At 58.7% G+C, this 21,195-nt stretch carries 20 protein-coding genes and 1 pseudogene; 5 read left to right on the top strand and 16 right to left on the bottom strand.

The annotated features are described in order from the left end of the window. The first annotated feature begins 7 nt into the window (after positions 1 to 7). On the top strand, positions 8 to 964 hold the full coding sequence (locus tag OKC41_RS11540) for an acyltransferase (protein ID WP_270672046.1): 957 nt from the start codon (positions 8 to 10) through the stop codon (positions 962 to 964). Here OKC41_RS11540 and OKC41_RS11535 read toward each other — a convergent pair. Then, positions 910 to 1,395, bottom strand: coding sequence for a DUF523 domain-containing protein (locus tag OKC41_RS11535; RefSeq protein WP_103255145.1), 486 nt, complete (start codon positions 1,393 to 1,395; stop codon positions 910 to 912). The genes OKC41_RS11540 and OKC41_RS11535 overlap by 55 nt on opposite strands. A gap of 76 nt (positions 1,396 to 1,471) precedes the next feature. Further along, on the bottom strand, positions 1,472 to 2,122 hold the full coding sequence (locus OKC41_RS11530) for a DNA mismatch repair protein MutT (RefSeq protein WP_270672045.1): 651 nt from the start codon (positions 2,120 to 2,122) through the stop codon (positions 1,472 to 1,474). A 74-nt stretch (positions 2,123 to 2,196) separates the two neighbouring features. Here OKC41_RS11530 and OKC41_RS11525 point away from each other — a divergent pair, with 74 nt between their 5' ends. Both OKC41_RS11525 and pncB read left to right on the top strand, forming a co-directional pair. Next, positions 2,197 to 2,832, top strand: a complete 636-nt coding sequence (locus OKC41_RS11525) for a nicotinamidase (RefSeq protein WP_045522729.1) — start codon at positions 2,197 to 2,199, stop codon at positions 2,830 to 2,832. A 101-nt stretch (positions 2,833 to 2,933) separates the two neighbouring features. Beyond that, complete coding sequence (gene pncB / locus OKC41_RS11520) at positions 2,934 to 4,112, top strand: nicotinate phosphoribosyltransferase (protein WP_201894989.1); 1,179 nt, start codon at positions 2,934 to 2,936, stop codon at positions 4,110 to 4,112. A 74-nt stretch (positions 4,113 to 4,186) separates the two neighbouring features. On the opposite strand, the gene OKC41_RS11515 is transcribed toward pncB, so the two are convergent. From OKC41_RS11515 to rph, 9 genes are all read right to left on the bottom strand, one after another. Continuing rightward, entirely contained in the window at positions 4,187 to 4,795 is a 609-nt protein-coding gene (locus OKC41_RS11515; protein WP_201894988.1) for a thiol:disulfide interchange protein DsbA/DsbL, read from the bottom strand. A 209-nt stretch (positions 4,796 to 5,004) separates the two neighbouring features. Further along, the gene (locus OKC41_RS11510) at positions 5,005 to 5,994 is read right to left on the bottom strand and encodes a serine/threonine protein kinase (protein ID WP_039039688.1); all 990 of its coding nucleotides are present in this window, start codon (positions 5,992 to 5,994) and stop codon (positions 5,005 to 5,007) included. Between the two features lie 74 nt (positions 5,995 to 6,068). Beyond that, positions 6,069 to 7,517, bottom strand: a complete 1,449-nt coding sequence (gene ccoG, locus OKC41_RS11505) for a cytochrome c oxidase accessory protein CcoG (protein WP_201894987.1) — start codon at positions 7,515 to 7,517, stop codon at positions 6,069 to 6,071. A 197-nt stretch (positions 7,518 to 7,714) separates the two neighbouring features. Then, positions 7,715 to 7,978 carry a YihD family protein gene (locus OKC41_RS11500; protein ID WP_010676098.1) on the bottom strand — a complete coding sequence of 88 codons (264 nt, stop codon included), beginning with the start codon at positions 7,976 to 7,978 and terminating at the stop codon, positions 7,715 to 7,717. 30 nt (positions 7,979 to 8,008) lie between these two features. Further along, positions 8,009 to 9,163: a diguanylate cyclase gene (locus OKC41_RS11495; protein ID WP_039039690.1), complete on the bottom strand. Its 1,155-nt coding sequence runs from the start codon at positions 9,161 to 9,163 to the stop codon at positions 8,009 to 8,011. A 153-nt stretch (positions 9,164 to 9,316) separates the two neighbouring features. After that, the gene (gene cueR, locus OKC41_RS11490; protein WP_010676100.1) at positions 9,317 to 9,706 is read right to left on the bottom strand and encodes a Cu(I)-responsive transcriptional regulator; all 390 of its coding nucleotides are present in this window, start codon (positions 9,704 to 9,706) and stop codon (positions 9,317 to 9,319) included. Next, on the bottom strand, positions 9,703 to 12,132 hold the full coding sequence (locus OKC41_RS11485; protein WP_201894986.1) for a heavy metal translocating P-type ATPase: 2,430 nt from the start codon (positions 12,130 to 12,132) through the stop codon (positions 9,703 to 9,705). The genes cueR and OKC41_RS11485 overlap by 4 nt, the downstream gene beginning before the upstream one ends. A 179-nt stretch (positions 12,133 to 12,311) precedes the next feature. Further along, positions 12,312 to 12,965, bottom strand: a complete 654-nt coding sequence (gene pyrE, locus OKC41_RS11480; RefSeq protein ID WP_073352194.1) for an orotate phosphoribosyltransferase — start codon at positions 12,963 to 12,965, stop codon at positions 12,312 to 12,314. 75 nt (positions 12,966 to 13,040) lie between these two features. Beyond that, positions 13,041 to 13,757 carry a ribonuclease PH gene (rph, locus tag OKC41_RS11475; RefSeq protein WP_010676103.1) on the bottom strand — a complete coding sequence of 239 codons (717 nt, stop codon included), beginning with the start codon at positions 13,755 to 13,757 and terminating at the stop codon, positions 13,041 to 13,043. A 146-nt stretch (positions 13,758 to 13,903) separates the two neighbouring features. On the opposite strand from rph, the gene OKC41_RS11470 reads away from it, so the two are divergent. Continuing rightward, positions 13,904 to 14,767 (top strand): YicC/YloC family endoribonuclease, encoded by an 864-nt coding sequence (locus OKC41_RS11470; protein WP_010676104.1) that lies wholly within the window; start codon positions 13,904 to 13,906, stop codon positions 14,765 to 14,767. Between the two features lie 184 nt (positions 14,768 to 14,951). Then, on the top strand, positions 14,952 to 16,214 hold the full coding sequence (locus OKC41_RS11465) for a site-specific integrase (protein WP_270672044.1): 1,263 nt from the start codon (positions 14,952 to 14,954) through the stop codon (positions 16,212 to 16,214). A 35-nt stretch (positions 16,215 to 16,249) separates the two neighbouring features. On the opposite strand, the gene OKC41_RS11460 is transcribed toward OKC41_RS11465, so the two are convergent. The 5 genes and pseudogenes from OKC41_RS11460 to OKC41_RS11440 form a co-directional block, all read right to left on the bottom strand. Next, positions 16,250 to 16,495, bottom strand: coding sequence for an AlpA family transcriptional regulator (locus tag OKC41_RS11460; protein ID WP_270672043.1), 246 nt, complete (start codon positions 16,493 to 16,495; stop codon positions 16,250 to 16,252). Between the two features lie 50 nt (positions 16,496 to 16,545). Continuing rightward, positions 16,546 to 18,207 (bottom strand): DUF927 domain-containing protein, encoded by a 1,662-nt coding sequence (locus tag OKC41_RS11455; protein ID WP_270672042.1) that lies wholly within the window; start codon positions 18,205 to 18,207, stop codon positions 16,546 to 16,548. A 12-nt stretch (positions 18,208 to 18,219) separates the two neighbouring features. Next, positions 18,220 to 18,417 carry an AlpA family transcriptional regulator gene (locus OKC41_RS11450; RefSeq protein WP_201985832.1) on the bottom strand — a complete coding sequence of 66 codons (198 nt, stop codon included), beginning with the start codon at positions 18,415 to 18,417 and terminating at the stop codon, positions 18,220 to 18,222. Between the two features lie 303 nt (positions 18,418 to 18,720). Then, complete coding sequence (locus tag OKC41_RS11445; protein WP_270672041.1) at positions 18,721 to 20,619, bottom strand: DUF262 domain-containing HNH endonuclease family protein; 1,899 nt, start codon at positions 20,617 to 20,619, stop codon at positions 18,721 to 18,723. Beyond that, positions 20,606 to 21,195: pseudogene (locus OKC41_RS11440) on the bottom strand (hypothetical protein); the annotation flags it as partial. The pseudogene OKC41_RS11440 and the gene OKC41_RS11445, both read right to left, overlap by 14 nt.

Here is a 21,195-nt window from a genome sequence, read left to right as displayed (position 1 = left end):
GACACTCATGCCAAACCTGCTCCCGGGCCCCCTGGTGCTGTTCATCAGCGCCGGCCTGACCATACTGTTTACCGCCCTGTGTGCCAGCCTGATCCTGCTGGTTTCTCTGGCCAAACTGCTGCTGCCCGTACCGGCCTTTGGTCGCGCCTGCAGCCGGCTCAACAATCGCTTCATGGGCCTGTGGCTCGGTTGCAACGCCCTGGTGATCCGCCTCACTACCCGCATAGACTGGCAGATTGAGGACAATACCCGGCTGCGCAAGGATGGCTGGTATCTCATCATCAGCAACCACATGAGCTGGACCGATATCGTGGTGCTCGGCCACCTGTTTCGCAATCGGCTGCCGGTGCCCAAGTTCTTCATGAAGCACGAGCTCATTTACATCCCGCTGCTGGGGCTCGCCTGCTGGGGGCTGGACATGCCCTTTATGCGCCGCTATTCGAGAGAGTTTCTGTTAAGAAATCCGCATCTGCGGGGCAAGGATATCGAGACCACCCGCAACGCCTGCGAGAAGTTTCGCCACATTCCCACCACTGTCATCAACTTCGTGGAGGGGACCCGCTTCACCGATCAGAAGCGCGAGGCCGCCCGCTCCCGCTATCGCCATCTCATGCCCCCCAAGGCGGCAGGACTCGCCTTCACCCTGGCAGCCATGGGCGATCAGTTCGACAGCCTGATCAACGTCACCATCAGCTACCCGGACAACCCCGACACCCCCTTCAAGGATTTCCTGATGGGGAAGATGAAGCGCATCCGGGTGCGGATCGAGGAGCTGCCGGTGGACGAGCAACTGGTGGGGGATTACTTCAACGACAAGCAGTTCAAACGCGGTTTCCAGGGGTGGCTGAATGCACGCTGGAAGGAAAAAGACGAGGTGCTGGCGCAGTGGCAGGCGGCCGATGCGGCGGCTCAGACCGATCCGCAGGCAGCCAAGGCGAGCGCCGAGGCCAGCTCGGGCAGCTGATCCTCGCTGAACACCGCGATGCCGTGGCGGCGCAGCAAAGCCGTGGTCTTGCCCTCTCCCGCCAGTGAAACCCCTTCGAAGCGGCCATTGTAGATGCGGCCGCTGCCGCAGGAGGGGCTCCCCTCCTTCAGAAGGGCGAAGCGAATGTCCTGCTGCTGACAGAGGGCCAGCGCAAGGGCAGCGCCCCGATCGAACTCCTCCGTCACATCCAGCCCGCTTTCGGTAACCACCCGCTCCCCCTGGCGCTCGGCAGGGGGGCGTGGCGTCGGCAGGCCACCCGCCACCTCGGGGCAGAAGGCCAGTGCACGTCCCTCGGCTCCCAGCGCCTGCAGCCAGTCGCTGACAATCCCCTTGCTCTGGCCGTCGTAACGCACCGGCTGACCCAGCAGGCAGGCGCTCACCAGCACCTTGTGCATTCCCGTCTCTCCCATGTTTTCACTTCCTGTGTGAGGTGCCAGTGCACCAGACCCGCTATGGGGCAACAATCCGGCTTTCGCAGACATCGGCTTATACTTCCGCACCGTGCATCACCTGATCGAACATGACGCAGCAGGGGGTCTCCAGCCGATAGAGGATGGCGGGACGTTGCTTGCCGGTGCGCTTGCGTCCTGTGTCCACCAGGATGTCGGCACGGTGGAGCCGCTTGCGAAATGCGGCCGTGTTCATGGGGGTCTGCAGGACGATCTCGAACGCCCGTTGCACCTCGGAGAGGGTGAATTCTGCCCCCAGCAGATGCAGCGGCAGGGTGCTGTAACGGCTCTTGATGCGCAGCCGCTCCAGCCCCATGGCGACCAGCTTGCCGTGATCGAAGGCGAGTTGCAGGCCGGGCAGATCGTCCAGAGGATGCCAGCGACCGCGCACCGCCCCCCCATCGGGAGCCGCCAGACAGAGATAGACGAGGGTGGTGGACCAGCCGCGGGGATCCCGCTCCAGGTTGCCGAGGGTACAGACCTGCTCGCTGTAGCAGTGCTCCAGCCCCCACTCTGCCAGCAGGCGATGGCGAGCCGCGTCCAGATCCCGATCCCGGGTCTCGTCGATGCGCAGGGCCGGCAACTGCCAGCAGTGGGCAAAGGGGGGGCGATCCCGGGTCTCGAGAAGCAGCTCGAGCCGCTCCTCGCGCAACCGCAGCACCACCATATCCAGACTCATTCTCGGCATCCTGGTCGACCTGCTCGCCTTCTAATAATGTTTGGTAGATAATATCACAAGAATATTATGTGAAGGAGCCATCCATGGGAATCATCGCCAGCCTGGATATTGATGCGCAGAAGGGATTCACCCCCCTCTGCCCGAACGAGCTGCCCGTCGCTGGCGGGGATACCATAGTGGCGGCGCTCAATGCCCAGGCTGCCCTCGCCACCCTGCGAGTCGGCAGCAAGGATGCCCACCCCGCGAACGCCCCCTGGGTGGTGACCGAACCCGGCGCCATGTTGCAGCCCCTTGCACTGGCGAATGCCGATCTCACCTGGCCGGCCCACTGCGTGCCCGGCACACCTGGGTTCGAGCTGCTCGACGGCCTGCCCGCCCCCATCGACTACGACTTCTTCGTCTGGAAGGGGGTCGAGCCGGACCTGCATCCCTATGGCGCCTGCTATCACGACCTGGCGGAGCGGCGCAGCACCGGGCTTATCGAGTTTCTGCAAGCCCGCGGCGTCACTACCGTGCTGGTCGGCGGCCTCGCCACCGACTATTGCGTCAAGACCAGCGTGCTGCAACTGCGTCGCGCCGGTTTCCGGGTCATCGTCCACCTCGACGCCTGCCGCGGCATCGCCCCCGAGACAATCGACCAGGCCCGCACCCGGATGATCGAGGCCGGCGCCGAGCTGGCCCAGACCCTGGCCGACATTCAACGCCTGCTGGATGCCTGACATGCCTTCCATTTTCCACTGCCCACCCGACACCGGTGCCCACCCGTCACAGGTGCAGCCAGAGTGCGTTGCCCGCGCAGCACTCATCACAGGAGCCTGATATGCCTCCCATCCTCCACAGCCTGCTCGACACCGATGCCTACAAGCTGCACATGCAGCAGGCGGTGTTCCATCGCTATCCGGATGCCGACGTCGTCGCCGAGTTCCACAGCCGCAACGAAGAAAATCTGCTGCCCATGATGGGCCAGATCGAGGAACAACTGCGCCTCGCCGGCTCCCTGCGCCTGACCCGGTCCGAACTCGACTTTCTGGCCGAACGCCCCTTCTTCACGCCGGACTACCTGGACCACCTGCGCCGCAAGCCGCTGGACGCCTCCCTGCTCAAGGTGTTCGAGCAGGATGGCCGCATCAATGTGCGGGTCGAAGGCCCCTGGCAGGACGTGATCCTGTGGGAGATCCCGGTGCTCGCCATCATCAGCGAGATGCGTAACCGCTTCCGTTATCCCCAGTTCGGTGTCAGCCAGGCACTGGAGCGGCTCGATCAGAAGATCGACAAGCTGGAGCGGGAGCTGAGCCGGGAGGAGATGAGCGAGTTCAACCTCATCGACTTCGGCACCCGTCGCCGCTTCTCCCTCGCGGTACAAGACGCCGTGGTGGGTCGCCTCAAGGAGCGGCTGCCGGCGTTTCGCGGCACCAGCAACTACCTGCTGGCCCAGAAGTACCGGTTGCCCGCGGTGGGTACCCAGGCTCACGAGTGGTTCCAGGCCCACCAGCAGCTCGGCTTCCCGCTGGAGCTCAGCCAGCGCGCCGCCCTCACCAGCTGGCTGGACGAATTCACCAACCACCTCGGTATCGCGCTCACCGACTGCATCACCATGGATGCTTTCCTGCGTGACTTCGACTTCGAGCTGGCGAGCCGCTACCAGGGGCTGCGCCACGACTCCGGCGATCCCGTGGTATGGGGCGAGAAGGCCATCAGCCACTATCAGCGGCTCGGCATCGACCCTGCCGAGAAGACGTTGGTCTTCTCCGACGGGCTCAACCTCGACAAGGCCGTCGAGCTGCTGCGCCACTTCCGCGGCCGCATCAACACCAGCTTCGGCATCGGCACCAAGCTCACCTGCGATCTGCCCGGCGTCAGCCCAATGAACATCGTGTTCAAGCTGATGGAGTGCAACGGCGGCCCGGTCGCCAAGATCTCCGACAGCCCGGGCAAGACCCTCTGCCGGGATGCGGACTTCATTCGCAACCTCAAACAGGCCTTCCACGTCGGGGTCTGAGTCAGGCCCACGAGACGCCAAACAAAAAGCCCGCCGGTTTGCACCGGCGGGCTTTTGTATCGACTCAGGAATGATCAGTCCTTCTTGGCCAGCAGGAATTTCACCAGCTGGTTGAACTGCTCCTGGGAAGTGATGGATTCAATCTTCACCATGTACTTGCCGTTGACCAGAAAGGCCGGCACACCGCGCACATTGTAGCTCTCGGTGTTGCGATCGAACTGGGAGACCATGCCGGAGACGGCGAAGCTGTCGACGGCACCGTCGAACTCCTCGGCCGGCACGCCATTGTCCACGAAAACCAGCTTCACGTCGGCGCGGCTCTGGGGGATCTGGCGCTGGGTGTGGATCTTGTCGAAGATGGCCGGGGTCAGCTTGCCTTCCACGTTCAGCAGATTGGCGACGGCGTAGGCACGCTGCATCTCGGGGCCCATTTCACGGCCCAGGAAGGCCACCGGGTTCTTCTTCATCGGCACGCCTTCCGGCAGGCTCTTCTTCAGATCCTCGGCAATCGGCTCGAACTTGGCGCAGTGCGGGCAGAAATAGGAGAAGAACTCCATCACTTCCGGCTGGGCGCTGCCGGTCTGGCTGACCACGTCATAGTTGACACCTTCCTTGAATTGCGGGGCGGCGTGAACCATGGGGATCATCAGCATGGCAGCGAGGAAAAATAGTACTTTTTTCATGACGTTTCCTGTTAAGGGATCACTGTGAGGCACGCCCGGCGAACCGAAGCAGTCCAAGCCTATTGCCTCACCCTCGTGCCGTCAATGGCAAAGGCAGACAGGCGGGACCGCCATCCCGCCTCCCACGGGCACCTTGCCGCTGTGGCAATGGTGCGGGCGACACCACCAGCGGACGCCCCGTGGCGTGGCGATCTGCCGGGTTCACGCCCCTACCACTGCGGCATCAGGCTGAGCGGCGGGGCCTTCAATGCCTCGAGCTGATCATGCAGGGTCGCAATCTGCTGGCGCCAGTAGTGTTCGGTGTTGAACCAGGAGAAGTGGCGGGGGAAGGCGGGATCTTCCCAGCGTCTTGCCAGCCAGGCCATGTAGTGGACGATGCGCATGGCGCGCAGCGGCTCGATGAGCGCCAGCTCCCGCGGGTCGAACTCCATGAACTCCTCATACCCCGCCAGCAGGGTATCGAGCTGGATCTGCTGCTCATGACGCTCTCCGTTCAGCATCATCCAGAGATCCTGGATGGCGGGGCCGGTGCGGCAATCGTCGAGGTCGACAAACAGGGGGCCGTCACGCCACAGGATGTTGCCCGGGTGGCAGTCCCCATGCAGGGAGATGCGCGCCACATCCAGGGTCATGGCGTCGCATACGTGCCGGATCAGCTCGTCCAGCACCCCGAAGAAGGACTTGGCCAGCCCGCTTGGCAACCACTCGCCTGCCGCCAGCAACTGACGCGGCTCGTGCAGCATGCTCTCCACATCCAGCGGAACCCGGTGATGAAAGGCATGGCTGGCACCGACGCTGTGGATGCGACCGAGGTAACGCCCCACCCACTCCAGCTGGTCCAGGTTGTCCACCTCGAACTGACGCCCCCCGACGCTCTGCCAGATGGCAAACGGGTAGCCCTGATGCTCCAGCAGGGTCTCGCCGGCAAAGGCAATGGGAGCGGCGACCGGGATCTCAGCTTCACAGAGGCGCGCAGCAAACGCGTGCTCTTCCAGGATCTGGGCCCGGCTCCAGCGACCGGGGCGGTAGAACTTCACCACGTAGCGACGGCGATCCTCATCCTGGAACTGATAGACGCGGTTCTCGTAACTGTTGAGCTCGATAAGGCCGGAGTCGATGCGCAAGCCGCTGAGATCGATGGCATCCATGATGAGATCGGGATTGAGGTCGGAATAGTTGAAACGCATGTCATCCACCATAGAAAAGGGGCGCTGTTGTGCCCCATTCTATCACCACTGTCTGCCGTTGCCGTGCATGGCGGTGCGCCTTGCCGTCACAACCGGCTGATAAACTTGCTCGGTTGGCGCAAGGTCCCCTTGCTGTCGTCCGGCGCCGCGCCTTCCCGCTTGAGCACGAACTGGACGTCCAGAGTGGGGCGCTTCAGGTTGAAGGGATCCACCGCCAGGCTCACCGGCAGGGTATAGATCTCGCCCGCCTTCAGGGTCACCTCGCGGGGTCCGAACCACTGGTACTCCGGCAGCCCTTCCACGTCCAGCCGGTAGGTCTGGGAGTTCAGGGTCTTGTTGAGGATCTTCAGGGTATAGGTGTTCTCGATGAGCCCTTCACTGTTTTCCCGGAACAGCTGGTTGCGATCCCGCAGGATGTCGAGCCCCATGGGCATGATGGACATGGCGTTATAGACGAAGACCCCCAGCATGACGACCATCACCAGGCCATAGCCAATCAGCTTGGGCCGCGCCACCAGGGTTTCACTGTGGGCCAGCTTGTGCTCGGTGGTGTAACTGATGAGCCCTTTCGGATACCCCATCCGCTCCATGGTCTGATCGCAGGCGTCGACACAGGCGCCGCAGTTGATGCACTCGTACTGCAGGCCGTCACGGATGTCGATGCCGGTCGGGCAGACCTGCACGCAGAGGTCGCAGTCGATGCAGTCCCCCAGCCCCAGAGCCTTGGGATCGGCCTTGCGACCACGGGCGCCGCGGGTCTCGCCACGCTGGCTGTCATAGCCGACAATGTAGGTGTCCTTGTCGAACATGGCGGACTGGAATCGGGCATAGGGGCACATGTGGATACACATGATGGCGCGCATCCAGCCGGCGTTGCCATAGGTGCAGGCGGCAAAGAACAGCACCCAGAAGATGACCCAGCCTCCCGCCTGCAGGGTGAAGAAATCGGGCACCAGGTGGAAGACATCCTGGAAGTAGGCGACGAAGGTCAGCCCCGTGCCCAGCGACAGCAGGATCCAGGCCAGGTGCTTGGCGCCCTTCCGGGCCAGCTTCTCGCCGCTCCAGGGCGCCGCATCCAGCTTGCGACGCTTGTTGGCGGCCCCTTCCAGTTTCTCCTCGAACCAGATGAACAGGAAGGTCCACACCGTCTGGGGACAGAGATAGCCGCACCAGACCCGGCCCAGGAAGGTGGTCACGAAGAAGAGGGCGAAGGCCGCGATCATGAAGACCCAGGCCAGCAGGGTGAGATCCTGCGGCCAGATGGTGGCACCGAAGATGTGGAACTGCTGGTGCTCCAGATCGAACAGCACCGCCTGACGGCCGTCATAACGCAGCCAGGGCAGGAGGACAAAGAGCGCGACGAAGAACCAGCCCATGGCCTTGCGCACCCGCTGCCAGTAGCCGGTCTGGGAGCGGACATAGATGCGGTTGCCGGGGTTGAACCTGTCATCTCCCGCCTTGAAGGTATTGGGATTGAAGGTCCCGGTGACGTTACCGGTCACATCCTTGATGTCGATCTTGTCCTTGTCGGCCATTGCAACACATCGCTCCACTCATATTGTTATGAAAGCGATTATATCTTAAACAACCTGCTAATTGTGTGGGTTAAATGTATCTATAGTTCGAGTCCCGTCGCAATTTCAGACAACAAAAAAGGCCCATAGCCAGTTGACTATGCGCCTTTTAACAGATTCTCTTGAAACCTTTCTCTGATGGCGATGTGACGGCCGGATTACTTGATGCCGCGTGCCTTGAGCAGGGCCTCCTTGAAGTCGGGCACGTGATCCTTGGCCAGCCCCGGGATCATCGCCTGCTTGTCGGATTCCCGCATCTTGAGGTGGTAGATCAGCATGTCATCGGTCAGTGCGGACAGGGGACCGTCAAATCCCGCCTCCTCGGCCAGTTTGGCAACAAACTGCACCAGGCTGAGATCCTGCTCCTTGATCCAGGCAGGCTGCAGCAGTTCCAGCAGCTCTTCGATACGATGACATTGCATAGACGACCTCTTTAATCTGTCTTGTGAAACTCAGGCAACCTTACCCATCAAGGCTACTTCGATACGATCCCGGCCATTATGCTTGGCCTGATAGAGCGCCGCATCCGCTTTCTGGATAAGCTCGGCAATGGAGTGATGCTGATCCGGCACCAGGGTCGCCACCCCGAAGCTGCAACTGACCCGCCCCGAGACCCGGGATTTGTGGTGGGGAATGCCGAGGGCTCGCAACGAGGTACGCACCTGCTCGGCGATCTGCATGGCCCCCTGCAAGGTGGTGCAGGGCAGCAGCAGGGCGAACTCCTCTCCGCCGTAACGGGCAGCGAGATCGTCTTCCCGCCGCAGCACTTCGGCCAGCAGGCTCGCCACCTGTTGCAGGCACTGGTCCCCCACCTGATGACCATAGTGATCATTGAACTGCTTGAAGTAGTCCACATCCACCAGCACCAGAGAAAGAGGCGCCCTGGCACGGTGGCAGCGACGCCAGGCGCGCGCCAGGGAGTCGTCGAGATGGGCCCGGTTGGCGATGCCGGTCAGACCGTCGAGGCGGGACGTGAGCTTGAGGTGCTCGGAGACCGCCTTCAGCTCGGCCACCAGATCCGCATTGGAAAAACTGTGGTAGAGAGAGGCCACCTGATCCCGCCGCAGGCGCCGCAGCAGGGTCGGCAGAAAGACGAACAGATACCCCGCCAGCATGCAGGAGACGATACGCTCCTGGGTGTTGCCGCCACTGAGCTCGAACAACATGGCAAACCCGAGGGGCAGCACGGCCCCATAGAGGGTACGACGGCTGCCGAACAGCATGATGGCGCTGCCGGTCAGGATCAGGCTGGAGAGCATCATCATGGCGGCACGATAGGTGTCGGGCAGCTTGTCCATATAGAGCAGCACGCCCAGTGCCCAGACAATGGAGGTGATGGTCACCCCGACAAAGAGCTCGCGCTCGAGCACCGGCAGCGGAAGCTCCGCCAGCCTGGGCTGGCGCCAGCGCAGATGCCACCAGCGCCCCAGCAACAGCAACAGGACCAGACCGAGCCAGCCCAGCGACTCGCTGGCCGGCAGGTAATCGTGGAACAGCAGGCTCCAGCTGATCGCCAGCAGCCCCAGGCAAGGCAGGCTGAAGGAGGCATGGGTATAGAGCTGGACCATGATGGCCCGCCGCACCTGATATTTCACACTCTGTGTCAACTGGGTACTCCCTGTACAAGAGCCGCACAGTTTAACACTCCCCTTTCCTGCTCAACAATCAATCGACCGCTATTAAGCTGCCACTCAGCGCGTCCTCTCCCGCACAGGCCCCGACAGACCCTTTTCTGCAGGGTCGAATGGCGCAGCCCTCCCTCACCCTTTCTCCAGCTCGTCGAGGATGGGGCACTGGGGATTCGCATCTCCGTGACAGCAGCTCACCACCTCCTCGAGGGCGCTGAGCATGGCTTGCAAACCGGCGATGCGGGAGCGCAGATCGACGATTTTCTCCTGGGCCAGCTTCTTCACCTGGGCACTGGTTCTGTGCTCGTCCCGATAGAGCGCCAGCAGCTCCTGACACTCCTCCAGATTGAAGCCGGTCTCCCGCGCCCGCTTGACGAAGCGCAGCTCCCGCAGGGAGGCATCCGTATAACTGCGATACCCGTTGTCGCTGCGCACTGGCGACGAGATGAGGCCGATGCTCTCGTAGTAGCGGATGGTCTTGGCGGTCAGGCCGGTGGCCTTGGCGACCTTGCTAATGTTCATGAATGACTCCTTTGGGATTCAGATGCACGCAGGCTGCCCGCCCGGGGCTGCCAGCGCTTCAATAACAGGGAATTGCTCAAGACGGTGATGCTGCTCAGGGCCATGGCCGCCCCCGCCAGCTCGGGGCTGAGGTAACCCAGTGCCGCCAGCGGAATGCCGATGATGTTGAACACGAAGGCCCAGAACAGGTTCTGCTGGATGGTGCGCCAGGTGGCCGCCGAGATGTCGATGGCATCGGCCACCAGCCGCGGGTCGGATCGCATCAGGGTGATGGAGGCGGTCTCCATCGCCACGTCGGAGCCGGAGCCCATGGCGATCCCCACATCCGCCGCCGCCAGCGCCGGGGCGTCGTTCACCCCGTCCCCCACCATGGCGACCAGCCCGCTGGTTTGCGCCCGCAGCGCCTCCACTTTCTCCACCTTGCCGGCTGGCAGCACGGAGTCAAAGGCCCCGTCCAGCCCCAGTTTGGCGGCGATATGGGCCACCGGCGCCGGCGCATCTCCGCTCACCAGCCAGCTGGCGATGCCGCGCTGGCGCAGGGTGGCGATGGCATCCGGGCTCTCGGGGCGCAGGGTATCGGCCAGCGCCGCAATGCCCGCCACCACGCCGTCGATGGCCACCCAGACCCGGGTCGCGCCGTCGGCAGGCTGTTGATCCTGCGCGGGCACCTCAATGCCGAGCTGGTCCAGCAAAGAGCCATTGCCGATGGCGACCGTATGACCGGCGACCTGACCGACAATACCGGCACCAACCCGCACCTCCACCGTCTCCGGCTGGGGCAGCGTAGTCTCCTTGCCGACCGCCTCGCGCATGGCCAGCGCCAGCGGGTGTTCGCTCGCCTGCTGCAGGGCGGCGGCCAGACGCAGCTGCTCGGCTGTGCCACTCCAGCTCGCCAGCACGGGCCTGCCCTGAGTCAAGGTGCCGGTCTTGTCGAAGATGAGCGCCTTGATGGCGTGGGCCTTTTGCAGGGTATCGACATCTTTGATCAGAATGCCGTGGCGCGCCGCCACCCCGGTACCGGTGACGATGGCCGCCGGCGTCGCCAGCCCCAACGCACAGGGACAGGCGATGACCAGCACGGCCACCGCCGCCAGCAGCGCCTGACCGAAGTCGTTGCTGATGGCGTACCACACCAGCAGGGTGAATAGGGCGATGGCCATCACCACCGGCACGAACACGGCGGAGACCTTGTCCACCAGCTGTTGCAGCGGCGCCTTGCCCATCTGGGCGTTCTCCACCAGTGCGATGATCTTGCTGAGGCTGGAGTCCTCCCCCACCGTAGTGGCTTCAATTTCCAGCACACCGGAGCGGTTGATGGCACCGCCCAGCACCTTGTCGCCCTCACCGCGCGGCACCGGCAGGCTCTCGCCGGTGAGGATCGACTCGTCCAGCTCGCTCTCGCCGCTCACGATTTTGCCGTCCACCGGCACCCGCTCACCCACCAGCACCCGCAGCCGATCACCGCGCAGCACCTCATCGATGGCGACGCTCTGCCAACTCTCGCCACGCCAGACGGTGGCCGTTTCCGGCCGCAGCGCCATCAGTTCGCGAATGGCGGACTGGGTGCTGCGTCTGGCCCGAGCCTCCAGCAGTTTTCCCAACGAAATCAGGGTAATGATGATGGCGCTCGCCTCGAAGTAGAGCTGGCCGCTGGCAGCCATCCCCAGCGTCAACAACAGATAGAGACTGTAGAAGTAGGCGGCGCTGGTGCCGGTGGCCACCAGCACATCCATGTTGGCGGAGCGGTTCTTGATGGCAAGCCAGGCGCCGCGATAGAAGCGGGCCCCGATCCAGAACTGCACCGGGGTGGCGAGCAGCAGCTCCAGCCAGGCGGGCAGATGCCAGGGGAACAACCCGGCCATGGCCAGCATCCCCACCAGCAGCGGCAACGTCAGCAAAGTCGAGACGATGACCCGGGTTTGCGCCTGACGGGCGCTGGCGGCCTCCTGCGCTTCCCGCTCCAGCAACTGCTGGCGGCGGCCGCTGGCCGAGCCCTGCGCCAGTTGGGCGCCAAAGCCGAGGGCCTCGATCTGCTCGCGCAGGGCCGCGGGCGTCTGCATCCCGGGTACCAGCACGATCCGGGCCTGCTCGATGGAGAAGTTGACGTCGGCGGAGATGATGCCGGGCAGCGCCGCCAGCATCTTGTTCAGGCGGGCCGAGCAACCGGCACAAGTCATACCGGTAATTTGAAACAGGATGGTCTCGCTGCCGTAGTCGTAACCCTGCGCCTGGATGCTCTCCAGCACCGCCGGCAAACGATCAGGGCTGGCCAGCTCGATGGCGGCTTGCTCCAGTGCGAAGTTGACGGTGGCCGATACCCCGTCGAGCTTGTTGAGGGCGGTCGTGATGCGGCCGGCGCAGTTGGCGCAGCTCATGCCGCTGAGCGGCAACTGCAAATGAATGGGTGATTGAAGATGAGTGGTCATGTTGTTCCTCCCCGGAACCCGTCGGCACCACAAAACGCCGACTGGCAAACCCTAACCTTTACTGTAAGGGCAAGCTCAAGCCACATGATCCACTTTTTTCAGATGAAAAAAACGGCGCCCGTTTGCTGTCAGAGAGCCAACGGGCGCCGCATTCAGCTATTGCGCGGTGTGAGCGGAGCTCAGATACCGTACTGGGCGCGGTAAGCCTTCATGGCGGCCAGTTGCGCCGCCAGCTCCGGCTGTTCGGCCTGCTTCTCTTCCAGATACTGGATCAAGTCGCTCATCTGGATGATGGCGATGATGTGAGCGCCGTAGTCACGCTCCACTTCCTGAATGGCGGAGAGCTCGCCCTTACCCTTCTCCTGACGGTCCAGCGCGATCAGCACGCCAGCCAGGGAGGCGCCGTTGGCCTGGATCAGATCCATGGATTCGCGGATGGCGGTGCCGGCAGTGATGACATCGTCCACCAGCATGATGCGCCCCTTGAGCGGGCTGCCCACCAGATTGCCACCCTCGCCGTGATCCTTGGCCTCCTTGCGGTTGAAGCACCAGGGCACGTCCACGTCGTGCTGCTCCACCAGCTGCACCGCGGTGGCGGAGGCAATGGGGATCCCCTTGTAGGCCGGGCCAAACAACACATCGAACGCGATACCGGCATCCATCAGGGCGGCGGCATAGAAGCGGCCGAGACGGGCCAGATCGCGGCCGCTGTTGAACAGGCCGGCGTTGAAGAAGTAGGGGCTTTTACGACCGGATTTCAGGGTAAATTCACCGAATTTGAGGACCTGCTTCTCCAGGGCGAACTCGATAAATTGACGCTGGTAGGCTTTCATTCTGGCTCCTTGCTTGGCTTGTCGTTTACTTGTGTGGGGGTATAAAAAAACGCGGTCAATGCCGCGTTTTTAAAATCATGCAAGCGACTGCTTCTGCAGCGCAATAATGTCGGCGATGCCGCCCTTGGCGAGGGCCAGCATGGCCAGCAGCTCCTCGTGGGTGAAGGGTTCGGCCTCCGCGGTGCCCTGCACCTCGATGATGCGACCATCTTCGGTCATCACCACGTTCATGTCGGTCTCGGCGGCGGAGTCTTCGATGTACTCCAGATCGCAGATGGCCTCCCCTTCGAACATACCGACGGAGACGGCAGCGATCATCTGCTTGAGCGGGCTCTGTTTGATCAGCCCCTTCTCCACCATCCAGTTCAGCGCATCCACCAGCGCCACGCAGGCACCGGTTATGGCGGCGGTACGGGTACCGCCGTCGGCTTGCAACACATCGCAGTCAACGGTAATGGTGTGCTCGCCCAGGGCGCTCAAGTCTACCGCCGCGCGCAGGGAGCGGGCGATCAGACGGGAGATCTCCAGGGTGCGGCCGCTCTGCTTGCCGGAGGCCGCTTCGCGGTTCATCCGGGAGTGGGTGGAGCGCGGCAGCATGCCGTACTCGGCAGTGACCCACCCCTGCCCCTTGCCTTTGAGGAAGCGCGGCACGCTGGTGTCGACGCTGGCGGTGCAGAGTACGCGGGTGTGGCCGAATTCCACCAGCACGGACCCTTCAGCATGCTTGGTGAAGTGGCGGGTGATGGTTACCGGACGCACCTGGGCGGCGCTGCGATCGCTGGGACGGGACATGGGACTGACCTCTGGGCTGGCTGAATTGGCGCAGGAGTATAAGCGATCGCTACTCAAATATCAGCCGCTAAAACCACCTCGTCGGCTGACGGAGCAGGCCTGGCTGAGTATACTGGCCCCACACTTCATCAAGCCCGGAACAATCAATGATTCACAGCATGACCGCCTACGCCCGCAAGGAACTCAAGGGCGACTGGGGCACAGCCGTTTGGGAAATTCGTTCGGTCAACCAGCGCTATCTGGAGACCTACATTCGCCTGCCGGAACAACTGCGCAGCCTGGAGCCCGTTCTGCGTGAGCGCTTCCGCGCCAAGCTGCAGCGCGGCAAGGTGGAGTGCAACCTGCGCTTCGAGGCCGCCCAGGCCGCTGCCAGCCAGCTCCACATCAATGAAGAGCTGGCCAAACTCATCATCGAGAGCGCCAACTGGGTGATGAAAGAGGCGGGCCAGGGTCAGCTCAACCCGGTGGACGTGCTGCGCTGGCCGGGCGTCATGGCTGCCGCCGAGCAGGACATGGACGTGGTCGCCACCGAGCTGATGGCCGGCTTCGACCTGACCATGGAAGACTTCCTCGCCTCACGCGCCAGCGAAGGGGCCAACCTCAAGGCGCTGATCGAACAGCGTCTGGCCGGCATCCAGGTAGAAGTGAAGAAGGTGCGCGAGCACCTGCCGCAGATCATCGAGTGGCAGCGCCAGAAGCTCACCGACCGGCTGGCCGAAGCCAAGGTGGAGCTGGACCCGGCCCGCATCGAGCAGGAGATCGTGCTGCTGGCCCAGAAGATCGACGTGGCCGAAGAGCTGGATCGCCTGGAGATGCACATCAGCGAAACCAACAAGATCATGAAGAAGGGTGGCGCCTGTGGCCGTCGTCTCGACTTCATGATGCAAGAGTTCAACCGCGAGTCGAACACCCTCGGTTCCAAGTCCATCAACGCCGAGGTGACCCAGTCCGCCGTCGAGTTGAAAGTGCTCATCGAGCAGATGCGCGAGCAGATCCAAAATATTGAATGATGGTTTTCTTTATCCGAGCAGGATAACAAACCCATTAAAATCAAACGCTTTTCTTGTTTTGAAAATCACAACATTCATCTAAACGCATTTTAGTTTGGGTAGTGATGGGTAGTAGATTGGGGAGTTCAATCTCGCTATAGTTTTGCTAGCGAAATTGTACTTCCCAATTTTTTAAGGCAGGAAAATGGGTAAGCTGTACGACAAAACAGTCAAAAAACTGATCAAGGAAAAATCCGCCGTCCGGCATGCCGATGGTAACGGGCTATACCTGATGACCCCTGCTCGCGGTGAAGCTTATTGGATGCTGCGCTACACCACGCCCACGACAAAACTTCGGCGAGAGTACACCATAGGTCAGGTATCTGACTGGTCTCTAGCAGATGCCCGGGACGAAGCGACCAAGCTGCGGCTGGCCATCAAGCGCGATGGTGTTGACCCGGTTCAGGTTCGCCTCAAGATCAACAGGAACCCGTTCAAGACACTGAACGACCTCTTTGAGGATTATCACCAGTTACGCAAACGCGAAATAACCTCACATGAAAAAGAGCGCAGCCTCTATGAACGTGAGATCGCCGGGCGCATCGGTCATCTTGAACTAGATAAAATCAGGCCGCTGGATATCAGTGAAATCCTGCGCGATATCACCAACGGATATGGCGGAAAACCACCAAGACCGACCATTTCGAATGATGTGATGCGTATGCTCAAACGTACCTTTGATCATGGTATGAAGCTGGATGTCACTCGCTTTAATCCTGCCAGTCCATTCCGCCCCAGAGATGCAGGTGGGCCAGAGCGGGCCGCCAACTATCCAATGACAGAACCGGAGGTGATCGAGTTTTTCACCAAGCTTCGTGCGATCCCGGCCCAGTTCAGTCGTGAAAACTACCTGGCCTGTGCCCTACTGATCGCTACCTGCACAAGAAAAATGGAGCTGCTGGCTGCGCCATGGAGCGAGTTTGATCTGGAGCAGAAGGTTTGGCATCTCCCCAAAGAGCGCACCAAAAAGCGCAAGTCTATCGACATTCCACTCAGTGAACCTGCCATGTCCTGGCTGAAAGAGCTGAAAATTCGTAGCTGTGGCAGTGAGTGGGTTTTCCCAGCCAGGAGGATCAGCAAGCAGGCTCGAACACCCCATGTCTGCGAAAACACTCTGAATCATGCAATCAAAAAGTTGTTCGAACAGAACTTCTTCTCGTTTGATAAACGACGCGTTCATGACCTGCGCGGTACCGCGAGGACAATGCTCGGCAAAATGGGATTTGATGATGCCCTCGCCAAACGCTGCTTGAACCAGCAAGCGGGGAGTCGTGTTGATGAAATCTACAACCGCCATGCCTACTTTGCAGAGCGCACAGAGGCACACATAAAACTCGGTGAATGGTTGGCCCCCATCGTCAATGGCCCAGTCAACTACACTGGTGCCAAGCTAGATGAAGTCAGTTAATACAAGAGCCCCATAACAGGGGCTCAACTCTACCTCTAGGCAGCCTTGCGTTGCTCAATCCACCAAAGCAGATCAGACAGTCGCCAGGCAACACAATGGATGCTCAGCCTCACCCGCTTTGGCGCCTGCCCCTCCCTCTCCATCTTCCACCACAGCGTTCGAGTAACGCCAGTAATGGCTCGGCGATCCGCTTCTCGAACCAACCGCTCACATTGGCCAGAGCAGTGAAGCACTTGGGCTCTCCTTTCATCATTCGGAGCCGCAAATAGAGATTTATCCATGGTATGACACCTCAAAACAGCGCTGGGAAAAATGGGAAAGTGGGAAACATTCATTCATCGCAGTCCAACTCCTGTATTCCCGCATAAATGCGATCCGGCCACAGGGCAAAGAAGCGATAGAATTTCCCTTGAATCATGATCTTCACTGTCGCCCGTTCCGGTTCATTGGTAGCTAACCACTCTCGCTGCAGCAGCGGCATTACCTCCCGCATGTACTGGCTAGGCAAACCCAATTGCTGCAGAAACTGATTTTTATCGATCAGCCACTGCCTCTCGCCACTAACCTCTCGGGTATATCCCAGCGACGAAACGGTGCGATGTTGATCTAATGCCTGCAATCCCTTCTCCCATTTCGGCAACAGCTCTTTCAAACGCGCTAACACCTGATGCTCTTCCAGGTTCATCACATGGCCTCTGGCAGCCAGCCATTGCTGCCACACTGCTCGTACAGATGCGATGGATTCCTCCTCTTCCCAGGGCACCAGATAATTGCGTGATGCCAACCCCAAGGCCGTTGCAACCAGCGCAAATCGCCTCAGCACTCTGACAACCTGGGAGGACATTTGACCTGTACGCCATAGATCGGTGAGTCGCTGGGTCTCCCCTGAAACATAGCGAGCCAACTCATCGGTGGATGTCAGCAGATATATCCACTCTTTAAACAGGCTTCCATGATATTGGCCTGTCTGAAGCTTTATGTGATCGGCAAACTGCTGTGAGCTCTGAAGGTTGTGCAATTCATCAAATGCACCATACCTGCCAAAGGTCGGAATCTCGATCAATCGGGTCTGCTGACCGGCCAACGGCCTTTTGCCCAACGATGCAAAAATCTCAGATAGGTATATCTCCCCAGAGCTCAACGCCTGTGTGCGCCAATGGGTTGATCTGGCGAGACTACCATTCTCCGTGGCGCGCAGCTTGCTCGCCCCGGATACAAGGTGGTAGATGATGACATCCACGTCCTCAGGCTTAGCCATACCGATCTCATCCAGTGGCAGCAGCATGTCATGCTGTTCGGCGGCCACTGCCGCCAGGCCATTGGCGGTAGCAATCCACCCTCTCACAAACTGATGTCCTGCATAGACTGATGCGGCGACCGCCAACAGGGTCGTTTTCCCTGTGGATGAATGGCCCACCAGATGAAATAAGCCGCTTTCCAAACCCGCCGGATACAGAAGAGGAGCCATCAGGGCCACGCCCACAGCAAAAATCATCATCGGATTACCGATACAGTGTTCACCGATATTTGCCTGCCACTGAGCCAATGAACCTGAACATTGCGGCCTTACGTCACCCAGCTGGCCAGCATAAAAATAGGGTTCCCCAGCCGAACCCACAGACCAATCCGGTGTGACAAATACCCGTTCATGCCACCCTGTGCGTTCCACACAGATACCGGTGGGTGCCTTTGCCATTTCTCGAATCAAATAGAGCTGCAGGCGAGGCCAGCTCTGTGGATATGGTTCCAGCCAATAACCCGCATCGACCAGTTTTTCGCGGATTTGTCGCGACTGCTCCCCATAGAGCACTCGGTTGAAAATCACTTCCTGCTGCACCACACCATCCAGATTCCGCCACTGGATCAAGGCGCCAAATCCCCTTTGATATGAGGCGTCCCGTGTTCTGGCCGACACCCGGATCCAACTACCAACACGCAACCATCGGTCCCGGTCCAGGCACTCCAATCCATCATCCGTCAATCGAAACTCCATCCCGCCTCCCTATCACAGCTCAGCCATCCAGCGACGCACGTCGGCGGCTCGGAATCGCACAGCTTTTCCAACTGGATTGGGTTTGATCGGGTGGGGAAAGCGCCCAGCTTTTACATATCGGCGCAATGTCGGCTGAGACAGTCGAGTGACCGCACAAACCTCCTCATAGGTAAGAAGATTGTCGGTCGTGAACTGAAAATGAGCATTCATATGTCCTCCCATAACATCGTGATGTGTCATGAGCGATCATAAGATGCAGACTCGTTCAGCCTCGCCTCTGTAACTGCCCGTTTTGGGCACTTACAGCGTTTTCTGGAAAATTTTTAGGATGTGAAATTTAAGATGGAAACAGGAAGGGGGTTGGTAGAGCCAGATGAAATGGAAAAAATTTCACATGTGAAATTTTGGCGAGAGTTCAGTTAATACCTAAACAGGTGCAATCGCAGCAAGGTTGCACCTGTTCGTGACGAAAATCATGGAGCTTGCTCAGCAAGTACGGACATTGCAGATATATCAACGCCCTCGAAGTAACGTCAACATCGCACATTCATGGCTTTCTATGTTGTTGATGCCTTGCCCCTCCGGCCCCCACTCGTCATAGCTCATCATGATGGCTTGTTTCAAGCTCTCAGCACGGTTGCTATCACGATAAAAGGCTTTTTTATCTGCTGGGGAATAGTTACTAAGTCTCGAATTGCTGCTTGGCGAGATAAGGCACAGGTTGCCAAACCGATGGACATCATCCCCCATTTTGTTTGCACCGGAGGGATCTGTTTGCGGAAAATAGTGCTCAACCGACGTTCGACTCGGTGAAAATTGGAAGCCATCAAAGTGCTTCTTAATCTCGGGATTATTAATCCCCTTACCATCGAATGATTGGCCAGCAGCAAGCTCACACCACAAACGATAATCGAGCAAATTGAACACAAAGTTCTGTACACCGGTACCACGATGTAAAGCCTCGGCATTGAATTGTTCCTTTTCACCACAAATTTCAGTCAAGAATTCATGGCTGAGCTGCTCAAGCTCACTGAGATAAGTAGCTCCATCAACGTTCAGCTCGTCCAACGCCAGAGCATTCAAAATGGCTAGCGAACGATTGAGCCATCGCTTATACACATAGGCAGGATGCGAGACATGGAACATCGACAAGATCATCACCAGTTGTTCGTTAACATCCGAGCGTTCATCTTTGTCGAAGGAGTTGTTATAGCTAAAACTTGAATTCCGATCTCTGTCATAATACTCAAGTGTCAGCAGGCTCCACTTCTCATCCTGATCGCGCTTGATAACGTAGCGGTCAAATAGCGCTCTAAATTTCAGTAGATTAAAGGAAAATAGAATGATCTTCTCCCTATCACTTTTTATGATTTCAAACGCTTGAAGTAACTTTTTGTCATCTAGGGAGACTGCGTCATCCACAGTTACTTTTAGCACATGTAGTAGGAAGTTGGAAAAATCGATGATCGAGTCAAACCGCTGCTTCTTTGCTTTTTCATCATCGCCATCACGCTGATGAAAGCGCCGCTTCTGGATAATACTCAGAAGAGTAGGCTTATCGTCCGTGTCACAATTGGTGTCTATCGCACATTTGATCGACTCAAAATCTGCAGGAAATCCTAACCACTTTTCGCCAAATAACGCTTTGCGAGCCTCCGAGCTAAAGCCCAGTTGTACATAGCGACTCATATCGGCACAAGCATCCCATATTGCAGAAAAGCAGTTTCTTGCTGCAGCTTCACCGTTAAAAACTGACATCAAATTCGCTTTCAACACCTCGTGCTTTTCTAGCTGTTCTCCCCGGTTATTCATGATCTCAAAATAGTGATTGAGGTCGGTATCTTGTGGCACAGCAACTCGCAAAATCGTGACGTTCTTGAGCAGATGCTGGCAAAATTTGGAGATATCTATGGCTTGGGTCTTAAAGTAGCGTTCTATAATGGTAAACGCCGCTCTGATTGAGGGCTCCTCTGGTGCATCACTCTGAACTGGTTGATATAGGTTTTGCAGCGTTCTCGCTGATTTAGGACGACTGTCGAAATCAAGGTTAAGGTTGAGCGGGGTCAAATCCTGCTGACTGCAGTCAGTAATCTGTTTTAAATACGCCAATAAAATCGACAGCGTGGTGTGCCGTTGTTGACCGTCTATGGTTTCATAAACCGTCGTTCTATTATGAAAGCCATCATTATTGTCACGAACATACACCACCAAGCTGCCTAAAAAGTATTTAGACTCTTCTGGCTTGTCTGCATTATCGGCGGCTTGAGCAGCATCCGCTATATCTCGAACCAGCTGCTCTATCTCTGATGCACCCCAAGCATAGTTACGCTGATAAATGGGAATGACATAATGACTATTGTCACCAAATAACTCTTCGATAGTCAGCAAGGCTAAATCGTTACTCGGTGGCATGAGCATCTCCCAGCATTTTAGCGATTGAATCTTCTACGGGTTTAGCATTTTTGAAGCGGATATTCTCACAACGCGGTGGTTGAAAATTTAGTACTTGTTGTGGGTGAACAGCTTTGCCGAGAACTCTTAATAGCCCCCAAGGTTCACGCGCATAACCATCAACGCTATCCATGCCGATTTTTTGATATTGCAGCCGTAAGTAGTAACTCCAGCAAAAACAGACTCTTGCTGCTTTATCTAACTCTTTCTCGCCAAACTTGTCGTAATAAGCCATCACCGCACACATAAAGAGATTTTTTATATACATATCCCCTTTGCGTGAACTGCCAGCATAATTGGTGTATTTTGTTAAAAACTCGCCAAGTCGCGCGTTGTCACGTTCAAACAGGGTGTGATGAAGGGCTTTGTAGTGCTGGATATACTCAAAAAAGCGCTTTCCGTTAATCATCACTTGATCAACTTGAAACGGATAAGGTTTGCTTTGCTTATCCCACTTCCTCAGGGCGGGAGCACACTTTGTTGATCTTTTAACCAAAGAATAACTGAGCCCGATAGTCGTCATTCCAGCCGGCTCTT

Source organism: Aeromonas sp. QDB17 (genome assembly GCF_027705305.1).
Taxonomy (GTDB): Bacteria; Pseudomonadota; Gammaproteobacteria; order Enterobacterales; family Aeromonadaceae; genus Aeromonas; species Aeromonas caviae.
This window is presented reverse-complemented; position numbering and strand designations above follow the sequence as displayed.

Excerpts from the sequence above, each read along its gene's own strand:
- OKC41_RS11500 (WP_010676098.1), bottom strand. The coding sequence starts at position 7,978 with ATGCAATGTCATCGTATCGAAGAGCTGCTGGAACTGCTGCAGCCTGCC.
- cueR (WP_010676100.1), bottom strand. The coding sequence starts at position 9,706 with ATGAACATTAGCAAGGTCGCCAAGGCCACCGGCCTGACCGCCAAGACC.
- OKC41_RS11535 (WP_103255145.1), bottom strand. The coding sequence starts at position 1,395 with ATGGGAGAGACGGGAATGCACAAGGTGCTGGTGAGCGCCTGCCTGCTG.
- pncB (WP_201894989.1), top strand. The coding sequence starts at position 2,934 with ATGCCTCCCATCCTCCACAGCCTGCTCGACACCGATGCCTACAAGCTG.
- OKC41_RS11460 (WP_270672043.1), bottom strand. The coding sequence starts at position 16,495 with ATGGATAAATCTCTATTTGCGGCTCCGAATGATGAAAGGAGAGCCCAA.
- OKC41_RS11455 (WP_270672042.1), bottom strand. The coding sequence starts at position 18,207 with ATGGAGTTTCGATTGACGGATGATGGATTGGAGTGCCTGGACCGGGAC.
- pyrE (WP_073352194.1), bottom strand. The coding sequence starts at position 12,965 with ATGAAAGCCTACCAGCGTCAATTTATCGAGTTCGCCCTGGAGAAGCAG.
- OKC41_RS11530 (WP_270672045.1), bottom strand. The coding sequence starts at position 2,122 with ATGCCGAGAATGAGTCTGGATATGGTGGTGCTGCGGTTGCGCGAGGAG.
- OKC41_RS11465 (WP_270672044.1), top strand. The coding sequence starts at position 14,952 with ATGGGTAAGCTGTACGACAAAACAGTCAAAAAACTGATCAAGGAAAAA.
- OKC41_RS11450 (WP_201985832.1), bottom strand. The coding sequence starts at position 18,417 with ATGAATGCTCATTTTCAGTTCACGACCGACAATCTTCTTACCTATGAG.
- OKC41_RS11525 (WP_045522729.1), top strand. The coding sequence starts at position 2,197 with ATGGGAATCATCGCCAGCCTGGATATTGATGCGCAGAAGGGATTCACC.
- ccoG (WP_201894987.1), bottom strand. The coding sequence starts at position 7,517 with ATGGCCGACAAGGACAAGATCGACATCAAGGATGTGACCGGTAACGTC.
- OKC41_RS11445 (WP_270672041.1), bottom strand. The coding sequence starts at position 20,619 with ATGCCACCGAGTAACGATTTAGCCTTGCTGACTATCGAAGAGTTATTT.
- OKC41_RS11485 (WP_201894986.1), bottom strand. The coding sequence starts at position 12,132 with ATGACCACTCATCTTCAATCACCCATTCATTTGCAGTTGCCGCTCAGC.
- OKC41_RS11515 (WP_201894988.1), bottom strand. The coding sequence starts at position 4,795 with ATGAAAAAAGTACTATTTTTCCTCGCTGCCATGCTGATGATCCCCATG.
- rph (WP_010676103.1), bottom strand. The coding sequence starts at position 13,757 with ATGTCCCGTCCCAGCGATCGCAGCGCCGCCCAGGTGCGTCCGGTAACC.
- OKC41_RS11510 (WP_039039688.1), bottom strand. The coding sequence starts at position 5,994 with ATGGTGGATGACATGCGTTTCAACTATTCCGACCTCAATCCCGATCTC.
- OKC41_RS11540 (WP_270672046.1), top strand. The coding sequence starts at position 8 with ATGCCAAACCTGCTCCCGGGCCCCCTGGTGCTGTTCATCAGCGCCGGC.
- OKC41_RS11470 (WP_010676104.1), top strand. The coding sequence starts at position 13,904 with ATGATTCACAGCATGACCGCCTACGCCCGCAAGGAACTCAAGGGCGAC.